The sequence below is a fragment of the Serratia sp. GW822-FHT06E05 genome (assembly GCF_058799445.1).
On record NZ_JBXALM010000001.1, the window covers coordinates 270047 to 284758 of the forward strand.

11 protein-coding genes are annotated in these 14712 nt (G+C 56.8%); 6 read left to right on the plus strand and 5 right to left on the minus strand.

Annotation, left to right across the window (positions count from 1 at the left end):
- Window position 1: 1 nt before the first annotated feature.
- Window positions 2-1675: a gamma-glutamyltransferase gene (ggt, locus tag AC1RKC_RS01200; RefSeq protein WP_234529647.1), complete on the minus strand. Its 1674-nt coding sequence runs from the start codon at window positions 1673-1675 to the stop codon at window positions 2-4.
- A 152-nt stretch (window positions 1676-1827) separates the two neighbouring features.
- Window positions 1828-2691 (minus strand): LysR family transcriptional regulator, encoded by an 864-nt coding sequence (locus AC1RKC_RS01205; protein ID WP_234529648.1) that lies wholly within the window; start codon window positions 2689-2691, stop codon window positions 1828-1830.
- 148 nt (window positions 2692-2839) lie between these two features.
- Here AC1RKC_RS01205 and AC1RKC_RS01210 point away from each other — a divergent pair, with 148 nt between their 5' ends.
- Window positions 2840-3970 carry an agmatine deiminase family protein gene (locus AC1RKC_RS01210; protein WP_234529649.1) on the plus strand — a complete coding sequence of 377 codons (1131 nt, stop codon included), beginning with the start codon at window positions 2840-2842 and terminating at the stop codon, window positions 3968-3970.
- A 47-nt stretch (window positions 3971-4017) separates the two neighbouring features.
- Here AC1RKC_RS01210 and fraE read toward each other — a convergent pair whose 3' ends face one another.
- Both fraE and AC1RKC_RS01220 read right to left on the minus strand, forming a co-directional pair.
- Window positions 4018-5067, minus strand: a complete 1050-nt coding sequence (gene fraE / locus AC1RKC_RS01215; protein WP_234529650.1) for a fructose-asparagine asparaginase — start codon at window positions 5065-5067, stop codon at window positions 4018-4020.
- Between the two features lie 152 nt (window positions 5068-5219).
- Window positions 5220-5885: a TetR/AcrR family transcriptional regulator gene (locus tag AC1RKC_RS01220; RefSeq protein ID WP_234529651.1), complete on the minus strand. Its 666-nt coding sequence runs from the start codon at window positions 5883-5885 to the stop codon at window positions 5220-5222.
- A gap of 82 nt (window positions 5886-5967) precedes the next feature.
- On the opposite strand from AC1RKC_RS01220, the gene AC1RKC_RS01225 reads away from it, so the two are divergent.
- The 5 genes from AC1RKC_RS01225 (at window position 5968) to AC1RKC_RS01245 (ending at window position 13947) form a co-directional block, all read left to right on the plus strand.
- Window positions 5968-7482, plus strand: a complete 1515-nt coding sequence (locus tag AC1RKC_RS01225) for an MDR family MFS transporter (RefSeq protein ID WP_048758860.1) — start codon at window positions 5968-5970, stop codon at window positions 7480-7482.
- A 151-nt stretch (window positions 7483-7633) separates the two neighbouring features.
- On the plus strand, window positions 7634-8776 hold the full coding sequence (locus AC1RKC_RS01230) for an efflux RND transporter periplasmic adaptor subunit (protein ID WP_234529652.1): 1143 nt from the start codon (window positions 7634-7636) through the stop codon (window positions 8774-8776).
- 2 nt (window positions 8777-8778) lie between these two features.
- Window positions 8779-11931, plus strand: a complete 3153-nt coding sequence (locus AC1RKC_RS01235) for an efflux RND transporter permease subunit (RefSeq protein ID WP_493092223.1) — start codon at window positions 8779-8781, stop codon at window positions 11929-11931.
- A gap of 1 nt (window position 11932) precedes the next feature.
- Window positions 11933-13387 (plus strand): efflux transporter outer membrane subunit, encoded by a 1455-nt coding sequence (locus tag AC1RKC_RS01240; RefSeq protein ID WP_116690446.1) that lies wholly within the window; start codon window positions 11933-11935, stop codon window positions 13385-13387.
- 182 nt (window positions 13388-13569) lie between these two features.
- Window positions 13570-13947, plus strand: a complete 378-nt coding sequence (locus tag AC1RKC_RS01245; protein ID WP_493092222.1) for a DUF1493 family protein — start codon at window positions 13570-13572, stop codon at window positions 13945-13947.
- Window positions 13948-14037: 90 nt separating this feature from the next.
- Here the strand turns inward: AC1RKC_RS01245 and AC1RKC_RS01250 are convergent, their stop codons facing one another.
- Window positions 14038-14607, minus strand: coding sequence for a DJ-1/PfpI family protein (locus AC1RKC_RS01250; RefSeq protein ID WP_020826945.1), 570 nt, complete (start codon window positions 14605-14607; stop codon window positions 14038-14040).
- Between the last annotated feature and the right edge of the window lie 105 nt (window positions 14608-14712).

Sequence of the window (14712 nt, forward strand, 5' to 3'; positions counted from 1 at the left end):
GTTATTTTTTCACTACCAGCCCCACACCGCGGCCACGCGGATCGGAGGCGGTTTCCGGCGTGTCACCCTTGACGCGGATCGCCTGTATGTCCCCCATGTACCAGCCCTGATCTTCCAGTGTGTAACCCATCGCTTTCAACTGTTCAGCCACTTTGCCGGTCAGTGGAGCAAAAGCGTCGTAGAAGATAGTGTCTTTCGGCAACAGTTGGTGATGGACGCGCTGCGCGGCCACCGCTTGTTGCAGCGGTAACTGGTAGTCATAGAGATTGTTTATCACCTGGAAAATCGAGGTGAAAATGCGAGAACCGCCAGGGGTACCAATCACCAGACTAACGTTGCCGTCGCGGGTGATAATGGTCGGGCTCATGGACGAAAGCATGCGTTTACCCGGTTCAATGGCGTTGGCGTCGCTACCGACCACGCCAAAGGCATTGGCCACGCCCGGTTTGGCGCTGAAGTCGTCCATTTCGTCATTCAACAGGAAGCCTGCCCCTTTCACTACCACGCCGCTGCCGAAGTCCCAGTTTAGCGTATAGGTATTGCTGACCGCGTTACCCTGCGCGTCAACAATCGAGAAATGCGTGGTTTGATGGGGTTCCAACCCAGGCCGCACCTTCTCGGTCGGTGAAATGGCGGTCGGGTTGATCTCCGCAGCCCGCTTTTGCAAATAATCCGGGGCGACCAATTGAGCAACCGGCACCTTGGCAAAGTCAGGATCGCCGAGGTAATCGGCGCGATCGGCAAAGACGCGCTTTTCGATTTCCGACAGTAAGTGAATATAGCGGGCGGAGTTCAGCTCAACGCCTTTGAAATCGGCAGCACGATCTTCCTTTATGCCCAGCAACTGCGCCAGCGCGATGCCGCCGGAGCTCGGCAGCGGGGCGGTATAAAGGGTATTGCCGCGCCAGGCGATTTTCATCGGTTCGCGCCATTTCACCCGGTAGTCTGTCAGATCCTCCTGGGTGATCAGGCCGCCATCGCGCTGCATCTGGGCGATCAGCAGCTTGGCCGTTTCCCCCTGATAGAAGTCGTCAGCGCCTTTGTTGGCGATGCGTTCCAGCGTTTTGGCCAGCTCCGGCTGTTTAAACACCGCGCCGGGTTTCATGCTGCCAAAGTAATCGCCGAAGTTGGTTTTGTCGGCGAACAGCTTATTGGCATCCTCACGGTATTGGTATTGCTGGCCGGCCACCTTAAAGCCTTGTTGCGCATAGCCGATAGCCGGGGTCAGCAGTTCTGCCCAGGGCAACTTGCCGAAGCGTTTATGCGCTTCCCACAGCCCGAGTACCGTGCCGGGTACGCCGGCGGCCTTGGTGCCCACCAGGCTGAGGTTCTCGATCACTTCGCCTTTTTCGTTGAGGTACATGGTTTTGGTGGCCGCTTTGGGGGCGACTTCCCGGTAGTCGAGGAAGTAGGGCTTGCCGTCGACGTACAGGGTCATAAAACCGCCGCCGCCGATGTTGCCGGCCTCCGGGTAGGTCACTGCCAGCGTAAAGGCGGTGGCGACCGCAGCATCGACGGCATTACCGCCGGCCTTCAAAATTTGTTCGGCCACTTTGGCACCATATTGATCCGGCGCCGCCACGGCACCGGCGTTCAGATTAGCGGCGAATACCGAAGGACTGAGGGTGGCCAGCGCCACGCTGAGTGCCAATGTTTTCAATAAACCAGTATGCATAGCCTTTCCTTTTCGAATTGAACGATGACAGGTGAATTCAATCTCAACAACCACTTAGCACCATTGTTTAAGCTTGTTCTGGCGCTTGATTGAAAGTAGCACCGCTCAATCTGCCGCGCTTTATCCGGCGTTTGGAAGCGTGAGGTAGAACGTTAAATCACCGCCGGCAATTGGGTTAGTAACCACTCACAAAAATGCCGGGTGAGCGGGTTGTTCTCGCTATCGCGATGAATAAGCCAGGCCCACTGAGGGCCACGTACGCTTTGCTCCGTCATCGGCTGCAACACCCCACGCGCCCGAGCCTGTTGCGCCAGCAGTTCGCTGACCAGAGCGATGCCCAGGCCGTCGCAGGCCGCATCCAACAGCAGGCCGGGATCGGAGAAGTTCAGGCCGTGGCTGCTTTGCCCAACGTTGGTGCCGCCCTGAACGGCCCAATGGCTCCAGTCCATCTCGCGTTCGCCGTGCAGGGTGGTGCGTTGTGCCTTGTCCTGTTTCAGCAGCTCAGGATGGCAAGCCGGATAGAGCCGATCCTGATGCAGCATTTTGAGGCTACATTCAATTTGCGCACTGAGATCGTCACGGATCGCCAGATCGACGGTTTCGGTCGCCATATCCGGCGGGTCGAAGGTGGTGAACAGCCAAAGGTCGATATCCGGGTGCTGCCGGTGGAAGCTTTTAAGGCGCGGAACCAGCCAGTGACGGGCGAACGCCGGCGTGGTGTTGACGATCAACTGGTTGGGCTTGCGGTACTGCTCCAGACGGCGGATGCCAACGGCCAACTGTTGCAGCATCACCTGGGCGGTGCTGTAGAGATCCTGACCGGCATCGGTCAGGCTGACGCTGCGGCCGCTACGGAAAAACAGCGGTTGCTCCAGGAAGGCTTCCAGGCTGCGAATTTGTTGGCTGATCGCCGACTGAGTGAGGTGCAGCTCATCGGCGGCCTGGTGGAAACTGCCCAGCCGGGCGGCGGCTTCAAAACCGCGCAGGGCGTTCATCGGGGGCCAGTGCTTTAACATTATTGATAAGCCTATCTAATCAGGTGTCCGCTAAATGTATCCTTTGTTTTACCCGGAATAAAAGGAATAACATAGATGTTATCGACATCACGCCGTCTTTTGCTGAATAGTTTAGCTTATTATTTTGGCGGCAATACAGGAGCAAACCATGTCAACACGTCGTGAATTTATCAAACAGGCTTCCCTGATTGCCGGCATTAGCCTGACGGCCTCGATGGGGCTGGCATCATTGTCCAGCCACGCGGCTCAGAAAACGGCTGGCGGGAACTGGCGCATGCCCGATGAGGGGGAGCCTCAGCAATGCGCCTTTATCGCTTTTGGCGCACAGCGGGCGATTTGGGGGTCGTTCACGGCGGACGTGCAAGATGCTCTGGGGCGCATTGCCCGTGCTATCGCGGTTTACCAGCCGCTGACGGTATTTTGTCGCGAACGTGAACGAGAGTTAGCGGAGAGAAAATGCGGTAGCCACAATGTGACCTTTGTCATTACCGAGCTCGATGATATTTGGATGCGCGATATCGCTGCCAATTTCGTTACCAACAACGCGGGTGAATTGGCGGCGGTGGACTTCAACTTTAACGGCTGGGGCAATAAGCAACGGCACGGTAAAGATGCTCAGTTGGCCGCTTTCCAGGCCAGACATTTCGGCGTTAACCCACTGCGCCGCAGCGCTTTGACAGGAGAAGGCGGGGGCATCGAGGTGGATGGTCATGGCACCGGCATCATGACCGAGAGCAGTTGGGTCAATCGCAACCGCAACCCTGGCTGGAGCCGTGAGCGGGTAGAGCAAGAGCTCAAAGCGATGCTGGGCCTGCGAAAAATCATCTGGCTGCCGGGGATTAAAGGCAAAGACATTACCGACGCTCACGTCGATTTTTACGCCCGTTTCGTCAGCCCAGGTGTGGTGATCGCCAATCTGGACAGCGATCCTGAGTCCTACGACCATCAGGTCACACTGGATCATTTGGCGATCCTCAAACAGGCCACGGATGCCGATGGCCGCAAGATACAGGTGCATACGGTGTCGCCACCGCTGGATCCACGCCGTAGCCGCTTCAGCAAGGGCAATGCGGATTTTGCCGCCGGTTACATCAATTACTTTGTCATCAACGGCGCGATTATCGCCCCGGAGTTTGGCGATGCTGAGGCGGATGCCGCAGCTTTGGAATTATTGACGGCGCTTTACCCGCAGCGTGAAGTGGTTCAGTTGAATATCGACGCTATCGCCGCTGGCGGTGGGGGCATCCACTGCGTGACCAGTCAGCTGCCGGCCATTTAAGTCTTGTTACAACAGGGCCAGCCTTGGCCCTGTCGAGAGAACGCGGATCAATACGTGTGGAAGTAATCCTGAATGACGCGAGGATTATGGGTTTTGGTCAGCGACAGCATCAGCAGAATACGCGCCTTGGCCGGGTTGAGCGAATCGGACACCAGGCCAGGTTGCCCGCTGTCCTCGGGGACAATACCGCTGCCGGTGCGGCTGGCGCGAACCACCAGCACACCGGCCTTCTCCGCTTTTTTGATCCCGGCAGAGCTGCGCACTGAGACCGAGCCGGCACCGGTGCCAGCGTAAACAATGCCATCCACTTTATGCTGAATGGCCGCATCGTACATGTATTCAGGGTCGTCCTGATAACCATAAATAATGTCGACTTTTGGCAGCACCTTGACATCACGTACGTCAAATACCGAGCGAGTGGTGTGGATCTTGTCGACTCGGGTTTCAAAGTAGGGCTTGCCACCGACAATTACGCCCAGATAGCCTTCCTCCGGGGCCTTGAAGGTGTCCAGCGTGGTGGCGTTGGTTTTGGTGCTGAAACGGGCCGAGCCAATGCGATCGTTCAGAACGACCATAACGCCACGCCCCACGGACTGCTTGTCGGCGGCAACGGTGACCGCATCCAGCAGGTTCATTGGGCCGTCGGCGCTGATGGCCGTGGCAGGGCGCATCGCGGCGGTAAACACCACCGGTTTGTTGCTCTTGACCGTCAGATTAAGAAAGTACGGCGATTCGTCCAGCGTATCGGTTCCGTGCGTGATCACCACGCCATCCACATCACTGCGTGAAAGCAGCTCATTGACCCGCTTGGACAGCTTGAGCAGGATATCGCTGGTCATGTTTTCGCTGCCGATATTGGCAATCTGTTCGCCGTCTACGCGGGCGACTTTCTGCATTTCCGGCACCGCTGCAATCAGCGTTTCCACTCCCAGTGCCCCAGCCTTATAACCAGTGGTTTGTGTATTACTAGCCGCAGAGCCGGCGATGGTGCCGCCGGTGGCTAAAATCACGATGTGCGGTAAGTCCCCGGCGGCGTTTGCCACGCCGGTAAAGCTGAAGGTGAAGCAGAGCAAAGCCAGTCTAATTGTTTGAAACATAAGCTACCCCTGATTAACAAGCCAAATTAGCAGGAGTAGCCAAAGCAAAAAGGGTGCCAGCTAGACAGTTAGCGGTAGCAGAGGACAAGGAGCCATACCGATGCGACATGACGCTCGTTGGAGGAGCGAGTCGCACCAAAATGGATCTCGTTCTAGCGCTGCGGTCCCAGCCCGTAGCTTAATAATGCAATGGCATGCCGCGCGATGACTTCAGCGCGCTGCGGGCCGTTGCTGCTGTTGTTGTCGCGGTGCCATTTCGGCGCGGTGGCCAGCGGCAGCAGCGTCATGCCAAACAGGGTGATAAACAGCAAAGAGGGTTCCAGATCGGCACTCAGCTTGCCTTCTGCCTGCCAGCGCATAATCGACTTCAGGGCCGCTTTGCGCTGCGCATCACCAAAACGCTCATCCATCCGTTGCTTCAGTACGCCGTTATCACTCATCACTTCTCGCAACCACAGTGGGGCGAACCAGGGATGCGCGATGGAGATATCGATAAACCTTTGGGCCAGTTGGGTGAAGGCGGCAATAGGATCGTCCGCATTGGCGTCGAAAACGCTGCCGGCGGCCAGCCGTACCGGCAGGAAACGCTCTTCGATCAGCACGTCCAGCAGCTGTTCGCGGTTGTGAAAATAGTAGTGGAGCATGGCGGGGGTGACGCCGGCTTCACGGGCAATGGCATTGAGCGAAGTATCGGCAATGCCCTGACGAGCAAATAAATTAAGCGCCGTGTCCAGCAGGTGCTCGCGTTTTTCTGTGCCCTTGGTGCCGCCGCTCGGCCGACCAGGGCGGCGCGGGGCTTGAACGTTTTGTGCTGTCATCGCGGTGAGATCCATTGACCGGAGAAAAGAATCACTCATATATTAATTACTCGATTAATTAATTACAAGTGAGCTCATCTAAATGGGGATCAGTCATCTGGCAGGCAGTGAAGACAGCGGCAGGGCGTCTGGGCAGGCGCCCTCGATCCGGCTGTTGTTCTCCGCATTGCTGCTGGTCATGTTGCTGGCGGCGCTCGATCAAACCATTGTCTCTACTGCATTACCGACCATTGTTGGCGAGTTCGGTGGCCTGGAAAATCTGTCGTGGGTAGTCACCGCCTATTTGCTGGCATCGACGATAGTGGTGCCGCTGTATGGCAAGTTCGGCGATCTGTTCGGGCGTAAAATCGTGCTGCAGATTGCCATTGTGGTCTTCCTGCTCGGCTCGGTGCTGTGCGGATTGGCGCAAAACATGACCCAGCTTATCCTGATGCGTGCCCTGCAGGGGTTGGGCGGTGGCGGTTTGCTGGTCGTCACCATGGCGGTGGTGGGCGATGTGATCCCGCCGGCCGAACGCGGACGCTATCAGGGCCTGTTTGGCGGCGTATTCGGCCTGGCGACGGTGGTGGGCCCGTTGATTGGTGGGGTGCTGGTGCAGCATTTCTCATGGCGCTGGATTTTCTATATCAACCTGCCGCTGGGGATTTTCGCGCTGTTGGTGATTGGCGCGGTGTTCCAATCCAGGGTCAATCGGGTCAAGCATGAAATCGATTTCCTGGGGGCCAGCTATCTGGCTGCCGCGCTGACCTGCATTATTTTGTTTACCAGTCAGGGCGGTACGGTCATGGCCTGGTCTGACGGGCAGCTGTGGTGCATTTTGGCCTTTGGTTTGGTGTCATTGGGCGGGTTTATCTACGAAGAACGCCTGGCGAGCGAGCCTATCATTCCGCTCGACTTATTCCGCAACAGGACCTTTTTGCTGTGCGCCTTGGTCGGCTTTATCGTCGGTATGTCGCTGTTTGGTTCGGTGACTTTCCTGCCGCTGTATTTGCAGGTGGTGAAGAATTCCACGCCGACCCAGGCCGGGATGCAGCTGCTGCCGCTGATGGGCGGGATCATGATCAGCTCCATCGTTAGCGGTCGGTTAATCAGTAAGCGCGGCAAATACCGTATTTTCCCGATTATAGGCACCTGCTGTGCCCTGGTAGGCATGATTCTGCTGGGGACGCTGAAAAACTCGACGCCGGTACATCTGCTGTATCTCTACATCAGCCTGCTGGGGTTGGGATTGGGTATGGTGATGCAGGTGATGATCCTGGCGGCGCAAAACAGCGTCGAGCCAAAACACATGGGCGTTGCCACTTCGAGCGCTACGCTGTTTCGCTCTATCGGCGGATCCATCGGGGTAGCCGTGTTTGGCGCGATTTTTACCAATGTGCTGCACAGTCGGTTGGCCAGCTTGCTGCCTGAAGGAACGGCGTTACCGCGTTCTTTGGGCGCGGCGGCGGTGCATCATCTGCCGTTGACGTTGCAGAACGACTATTTGCAAGCCTTTGGCGGGGCCATTCACTCGGTGTATCAGATTGCCGCCGGGGTCATGGCGCTGGCCTTTGCATTGACCTGGTTGCTGAAAGACGTGCCGCTTCGCCATAAGTAAAACCGCCAAAACCGGTGCGTAAAGCAGGCGCGCACCGGTTCTCCTCATGCTCTGCGATGCAATTTTACGCAATCCTTACGCAACCCTGTCAGACTAAAAACGGCGCTTTCTATATATTGAGAATAAACGTTCTCAATAGGATAGATAGTCGATGCAAAGGAAAAAGGTTTTACTTGTCAGCCTGTCGCTATTGCTGGCCGCTTGTGATGGCCAGAGCGGTGGAGCACCCGCCGGCGCCGGTAGCGTGCAAGAAGTGGGTGTCGCGACGCTGCAGGCTCAACCGGTAACGCTGAGCAGCGATTTGACCGGCCGCGTGAACGCCACCATGACCTCGGACGTTCGTCCTCAGGTGGACGGCATTATCAAAAAACGCCTGTTTACCGAAGGTGCCGAGGTCAAGGCCGGACAGGTGCTGTATCAGATCGACCCCGCAACCTATCAGGCCAGCTACGATCAGGCTGCCGCTCAGTTGAAAAGCGCTGAGGCCACCGTGAAGTCCAGCCGCCTGAAGGCGCAGCGTTACGCCGCACTGGTAAAAGAGAATGGCGTTTCCAAACAGGATGCGGATGATGCCATGGCAACCTATCTGGAGGCGGTTGCCGCCGTCGCACAGTATCAGGCCTCTTTGGAGTCGGCCAAAATCAATCTCGCGTACACTCAGGTGCGCGCGCCTATCTCCGGCCGTATCGGCATTTCCTCCGTTACGCCGGGTGCTTTGGTGACCGCCAGTCAGACCGACGCCCTGGCAACCATTCGCGCGCTCGATCCGATTTATGTCGATCTCACTCAGTCCAGCAGTCAATTGCTCAAACTGCGTAAACAGCAGGCATCGCTGAAACGTGACGATGTCACGCCGGTAGCCATCAAACTCGAGGACGGCACGCCATATACCCACCCCGGTAAACTGGAGCTGACGGAAGTGGCGGTAGACGAGTCGACCGGCTCCGTCACCCTGCGTGCGGTGTTCCCTAATCCCGAGCACGAATTGCTGCCCGGCATGTATGTTCACGCCACGGTAGACAACGGCGTCGATCCCAAGGGGATTTTGGCGCCTCAGCAGGGGATCACCCGTAACGCCAAGGGCGAAGCCACGGCGCTGGTTGTTAACGCGCAAAACAAAGTGGAGCAACGCACGGTCATTACCGAGCAGGTTATCGGCAGCAACTGGCTGGTCAGCAAGGGCCTGAATGCCGGTGACCGTCTGATCGTTGAAGGCACCAATAAGGTGGCTGCGGGCGTTGAGGTCAAAGCGGTTGATGTGAAACCACCGACGGCTAACGGCGGGGAGCAGTAACCATGGCGCAGTTCTTTATTCGGCGACCGGTTTTCGCCTGGGTGATTGCGATCATCATCATGCTGTGTGGGCTGATGTCGATCAACTCGCTGCCCATTTCGCAATATCCGGACGTCTCCCCACCGCAGATTTCCATCTCCGCCACCTATCCGGGTGCCGATGCCGAGACGCTGGAAAACAGCGTTACTCAGGTCATCGAACAGCAGCTTACCGGGCTGGACGGGCTGCTTTACTTTTCAGCCACCAGCAGCTCCGACGGTTCTGTGAGTATTAATGTGACTTTCGACCAGGGCACCGATCCGGATATCGCGCAGGTGCAGGTGCAAAACAAGGTGCAGCAGGCGGAAAGTCGCTTGCCTACCGAGGTCACCGCGCAAGGGGTTACGGTCAAAAAATCTCAGAGCAGCTTCTTGCTGATCGTCGGTCTGTATGACGAAACCGACAAGGCCAGCATGGCGGACATTTCCGACTATCTGGTGAGCAACATTCAGGATCCGCTGTCGCGCATCGAAGGGGTTGGCGATGTGCAGGTATTCGGATCGGAATACGCCATGCGCATCTGGCTTGACCCGACCAAGCTAGCGTCCTTTTCACTGATGCCTTCCGACGTATCAACGGCGATAGAAGCGCAAAATACCCAGGTTTCCGCCGGTAAGGTCGGCGATTTACCGTCCGGTGCCGATCAGCAGTTGACCGCCACGGTAAAAGCGCAGTCGCGCCTGCAAACGCCGGAGCAGTTTCGCAACATCATTCTCAAGAGTGACAGCAGCGGCGCACTGGTGCGCCTGGGCGACGTTGCGCGGGTAGAGTTGGGCAACGAGGATTACTCTTCCAGCGCCCGGTTGAATGGCCATCCAGCCTCCGGGATTGCGGTCAAGCTGGCCGCCGGTGCCAATGCGCTCAACACCGCCAAGCTGGTCAAAGCCAAAGTGGCGGAATATCAGACTTCAATGCCGAACGGTTACAAGGTGGCCTACCCGAAAGACAGCACCGATTTTATTAATATCTCGATCGAAGAGGTGGTGAAAACGCTGATAGAGGCGGTGGTGTTGGTAGTGATCGTGATGTTTGTGTTCCTGCAAAACCTGCGTACTACGCTGATCCCGACCATTACCGTGCCGGTGGTACTATTGGGCACCTTTGGCGTGCTTGCCGCCTTCGGCTATTCGATCAATACCCTGACGCTGTTTGGCATGGTGCTGGCGATCGGTCTATTGGTGGATGATGCCATTGTGGTGGTGGAAAACGTCGAGCGCGTGATGCGGGAAGAGAAGCTGCCGCCGCGTGAGGCTACGGAAAAATCGATGAAGGAGATCACCGGGGCTCTGGTCGGTATCGCCATGGTGCTGTCGGCGGTGTTCCTGCCGATGGCGTTCTTTGGCGGCTCCACCGGGGTTATCTACCGTCAGTTCTCCGTTACCATCGTGGCGTCGATGGTGCTGTCGGTGATCCTGGCGCTGACGCTGGCACCGGCATTGTGTGCCACTTTACTCAAACCAGCTCATGACGATCTGACCGATAAGGGCCTGCTGGGTAAATTTAACCGTGGCTATAACCGCCTGCAGGAGAAATACGCCGATAAGATCGCCCGGGTGATACACAGCCCAATGCGCTATCTGCTGCTGTATGGTCTGTTATTGATCGCCGCCGCCGTGATGTATATGCGGCTGCCGACCGGCTTCTTGCCCAATGAAGATCAGGGCGTGGTAATGGTGCAATACACCTTGCCTGCCGGCGCGACCGATGCCAGGACATCGGCGGTCAGCGACGCGGTAAAAGATTACTTCCTCACCGACGAGAAGGCCAACGTCAGCACCATTTTCACCATCAACGGTTTTGGTTTCAGCGGCAGCGGGCAAAACGCCGGTATGGCCTTCGTCAGTCTCAAGGATTGGAGCCAGCGGCCTGGCAGTGCCAACACCGCCGATGCCATTGCCAAACGCGCAATGGCGCACTTTGCCACTATTCGCGATGCCCAAGTGTTCTCGATGAGCCCACCGGCGATCGACGGTTTCGGCCAGTCCGACGGTTTCACCTTCGAACTGCAGGCTAAAGGGGCTACCACCCGTGCGGAGTTGCAAGTGATGCGTGACCAGATCATCGCCGCTGCCGGGAAAAATCCGAGTCTGAGCGCGGTGCGCGCCAACACCCTGCCGGATACGCCACAGCTGCAGGTAGACATCGACAACGACAAACTGCAGGCGCTGGGCCTGAGCGCCGGCGACGTCAGCAGCACGCTCACCAGCGCGTTCGGCAGCACCTACATCAACGACTTTATCGACCGTAACCGGGTGAAAAAGGTCTATATGCAGGGTGACGTCGAGTATCGGTCAAAGCCGGAGGATCTCGATAAGTGGTTTGTTCGCGGCACCTCCAGCAGCACGACCAGCATGACGCCGTTCTCTGCCTTTGCCTCTTCACATTGGATTTACGGGCCGGAAAACCTGTCGCGTTATAACGGGCTGTCCTCGTTTGAAATCACCGGCGAGGGCGCACCCGGTACCAGTTCAGGCACGGCAATGGACGAGATGGAAAAACTGGCATCACAGTTCTCTTCCGCCAGCAGCTTCTCCTGGAGCGGGTTGTCATATCAGGAACGCCTGACCAGCGGACAGGCGGCATCGTTGTATGCCATTTCGTTGGTGGTGGTGTTCCTGTGCCTGGCGGCGCTGTATGAGAGCTGGTCAATTCCGTTTGCCGTGATGATGGTGGTGCCGATGGGCGTGGTGGGATCCCTGTTAGCCATCACGCTGCGCGGGCTGGAAAACGACATTTATTTCCAGGTGGCGCTATTAACCATCATCGGCCTGTCAGCCAAGAACGCCATTCTGATCGTTGAATTCGCCGAAGAAAATTACCAGCGCGGCGAAGCCTTGATCGCCGCCGCCGTTGAGGCTTCCCGTATGCGCCTGCGTCCTATTCTGATGACCTCTCTGGCATTCAGCGCCGGCGTATTGCCCTTGGCGGTTTCCAGCGGCGCGGGGGCCAACAGCCGGATCGCCATAGGTACCGGGATCATCGGCGGCACCATTACGGCGACATTACTGGCAATCTTCTTCGTTCCTTTGTTCTACGTATTGGTACGCCGGATGTTTTCACGCAAAACAACCTCCGCCAAACCAACAGAAAACACTGCGCCGCAGGCAGGAGAATAACGTGCTGCAACGTTTAATCACTTTGACCTTTCCGCTGGTGCTGGCGGGGTGTATCTCGCTGGATCCGGATTATCAACGCCCGCAGGCACCGGTGCCCTCAACGCTGCCGCAAGGGGCCGCTTATACTGCGCCCTCGGGTAAATTGTCATTAAGCTATCCGGACATCCCATGGCGTGACTATGTGGTCGATAGCCGGTTACGGCAGGTGGTGGAGATGGGGCTGAGCAGCAGTCGCGATTTGCGCGAGGCCATTGCCAACATCGAATCTGCCCGGGCGCTCTACGGTGAGCAACGTGCCGATCTGTTTCCTACCATCAATGCCGGAGTGGACGGCAGTCGTGGCCGGGCATTGACCGGTAATGGCAATGCCACGGCGATCAGCCAAAGTTACGAAGCGACGGCAAGCACCAGTTCTTTCGAGCTGGATCTGTTTGGCAAAAATCGCAGCCTGACTCGCGCTAAATTCGAGAGCTATTTGGCGGAGTCCGAAGCGGCGAAAAGTACCCGTTTGGCGCTGATTGCCGACACCGTGACCGACTGGGTAAATGTGGCGGCCGCACGCAGCAATCTGGCCGCCGCCAAAGGCACCATGGAAAGTGCCAAACAGTCGTTGGCGGTAACGCGCAAGAATCAGCAAAACGGTATTTTGTCGATGGTTGACGTGGCGTCGGCGGAGACGGTCTATCAGCAGGCGCGTTCGGACGTGGCCAGCTACTCCACCAGCGCGGCGCAGGCGAAAAATGCGCTGGATCTGGTGGTCGGGCAAAGCGTGCCGGAGAGCCTGTTGCCTGATGGGATCGAAGCGTTGTCTGGCATCATGAAAGATATACCGGCCAATGTGTCGTCGCAGGTGCTGCTGAACCGTCCGGACGTGCTGGAGGCCGAGCATAACCTGAAGGCTGCCAATGCCAATATCGGTTCCGCCAGAGCGGCGTTCTTCCCGTCTATCAGCCTGACCGCCAGCGGCGGGGTGGGCAGTGGAGAACTGTCATCCCTGTTTAGTCAGGGGGCGGGCGTTTGGTCGTTCGCACCGAGCATCAGCCTGCCGATCTTTACCGGTGGCTATAATACGGCGCAGTTGAATTACACCAAGGCGCAGAAAGACCTCTACGTCGCCACCTATGAAAAAGCGGTGCAGACGGCATTCCAGGAAACGGCCGATGCGTTGGCACGCAAGGGCACAATTCAGGAACAGTTAGCAGCGCAAACCGGCTATGTGGCGGCCTCGCAGGAATATTATCGCCTGGCGGAGCTGCGTTACCGCCATGGCGTGGATACCTATCTGGTGATGTTGGACGCGCAGCGAACGCTATATACCGCCCAGCAGTCGCTGATTGCTGCTCGCCAAACCGAATATCAGAACCTGATTACTCTGTATAAAGTGCTGGGTGGGGGCATCGCGGCAGAAAAGCAGGGCGATGGCGTGGTTGCCAACAATAGATCTTTAACCCAATAAGATTTAGCCCAGGCAATAATTAAATAACGCAGTGTGATGATAGCGCGCTGCGTTTTTTTATATTCATTCTGTGGTGGAAGTGTAAAGAAAGAGAAAATGACCAGACGATGGAGAACTCGCCACAATCAGCAGGGTCTGAATAATATCGCATCATCCCCGCGGCCAAATATATTGAGGTTGAAATGGAAAGTGATATTCAGCAACAGGTCATTTCAGTGATTGATCGCTATAATTCGCCCAGTCTGCTTAAAAAGGGGGTTGCCGTTACTCTCAATACGGAAATAAATAAAGAGCTGCACCTCTCCTTGCCAATGTCGGAAACGCTGATGCGTGGCTATTTCGACGCCTTTCTCATCGACAGCAGCAATTACAATCATGAGCTGTATTTTCGTCGGGAGTCAAAGTCGGCGTTATTGTTCACCTCATCAAATCGTCGCGCGAATCACTGGGATCTTGAAATGGAAAGGATCCGGCCATTGTATGTTTATATGCTGGTGCGATCCGCACGGGCCAAACGCTGGCTTTACGACATCCACTTTCTGATTGAACAATTAAAATGATATCGCGATATTCTCAATATTGGATGAGTTAACTCATCGCGCCGAATACAGTTTCAGGCCCGCAAAGAAATTGCGGGCCTTTTAACGGAGTTACTGTGCCAGTAGCTCGGCAAATTTCGCCAGCCATTGTGGATGCGCCGGCCAGGCAGGGGCGGTCACCAGATTGCCGTCAACATGGGCCTGATCGATACCGATATCCGCAAAGTGGCCACCGGCCAGCTGCACTTCCGGGGCGCAGGCCGGATAAGCGCTGCAGGTTCTGCCTTTCAACACCCCGGCGGCGGCCAACAGCTGCGGGCCGTGACACACCGCGGCGATGGGTTTGCGTGCGGCGTCAAAAGCCTGCACCAGCTTGATCACCTGCGGGTTCAGGCGCAGATACTCGGGCGCTCTGCCGCCGGGGATCAACAGCGCGTCGTAGTCTTCTTCTTTTGCCGCGGCAAAGTCGGCATTCAGAGTGAAACGGTGGCCAGGTTTTTCACTGTAGGTCTGCGCGCCGTCGAAATCATGGATTGCCGTCATGATGTAATCACCCTTGGCCTTGTCCGGGCAGACGGCGTCCACCTGATGGCCAATCATCTGCAATGCCTGAAAGGGCACCATGGTTTCATAATCTTCAGCGTAATCACCAACCAGCATCAGGATCTTTTTCTTGCTCATACGGGGATCTCCGGGAGGAATAATCCCTAACATATAGCCTACCGGTGTGTGGAACGCGAACCTGCTTCTGGCGTAGGTGCATCTATACTGATTTTACCGCCGGAG

What these genes read in the sequence shown, in the direction of transcription:
- AC1RKC_RS01245 (WP_493092222.1), top strand. Translation starts at nt 13,570, where the DNA reads ATGGAAAGTGATATTCAGCAACAGGTCATTTCAGTGATTGATCGCTAT.
- AC1RKC_RS01210 (WP_234529649.1), top strand. Translation starts at nt 2,840, where the DNA reads ATGTCAACACGTCGTGAATTTATCAAACAGGCTTCCCTGATTGCCGGC.
- AC1RKC_RS01225 (WP_048758860.1), top strand. Translation starts at nt 5,968, where the DNA reads ATGGGGATCAGTCATCTGGCAGGCAGTGAAGACAGCGGCAGGGCGTCT.
- AC1RKC_RS01250 (WP_020826945.1), bottom strand. Translation starts at nt 14,607, where the DNA reads ATGAGCAAGAAAAAGATCCTGATGCTGGTTGGTGATTACGCTGAAGAT.
- fraE (WP_234529650.1), bottom strand. Translation starts at nt 5,067, where the DNA reads ATGTTTCAAACAATTAGACTGGCTTTGCTCTGCTTCACCTTCAGCTTT.
- AC1RKC_RS01235 (WP_493092223.1), top strand. Translation starts at nt 8,779, where the DNA reads ATGGCGCAGTTCTTTATTCGGCGACCGGTTTTCGCCTGGGTGATTGCG.
- ggt (WP_234529647.1), bottom strand. Translation starts at nt 1,675, where the DNA reads ATGCATACTGGTTTATTGAAAACATTGGCACTCAGCGTGGCGCTGGCC.
- AC1RKC_RS01220 (WP_234529651.1), bottom strand. Translation starts at nt 5,885, where the DNA reads ATGACAGCACAAAACGTTCAAGCCCCGCGCCGCCCTGGTCGGCCGAGC.
- AC1RKC_RS01230 (WP_234529652.1), top strand. Translation starts at nt 7,634, where the DNA reads ATGCAAAGGAAAAAGGTTTTACTTGTCAGCCTGTCGCTATTGCTGGCC.
- AC1RKC_RS01205 (WP_234529648.1), bottom strand. Translation starts at nt 2,691, where the DNA reads ATGTTAAAGCACTGGCCCCCGATGAACGCCCTGCGCGGTTTTGAAGCC.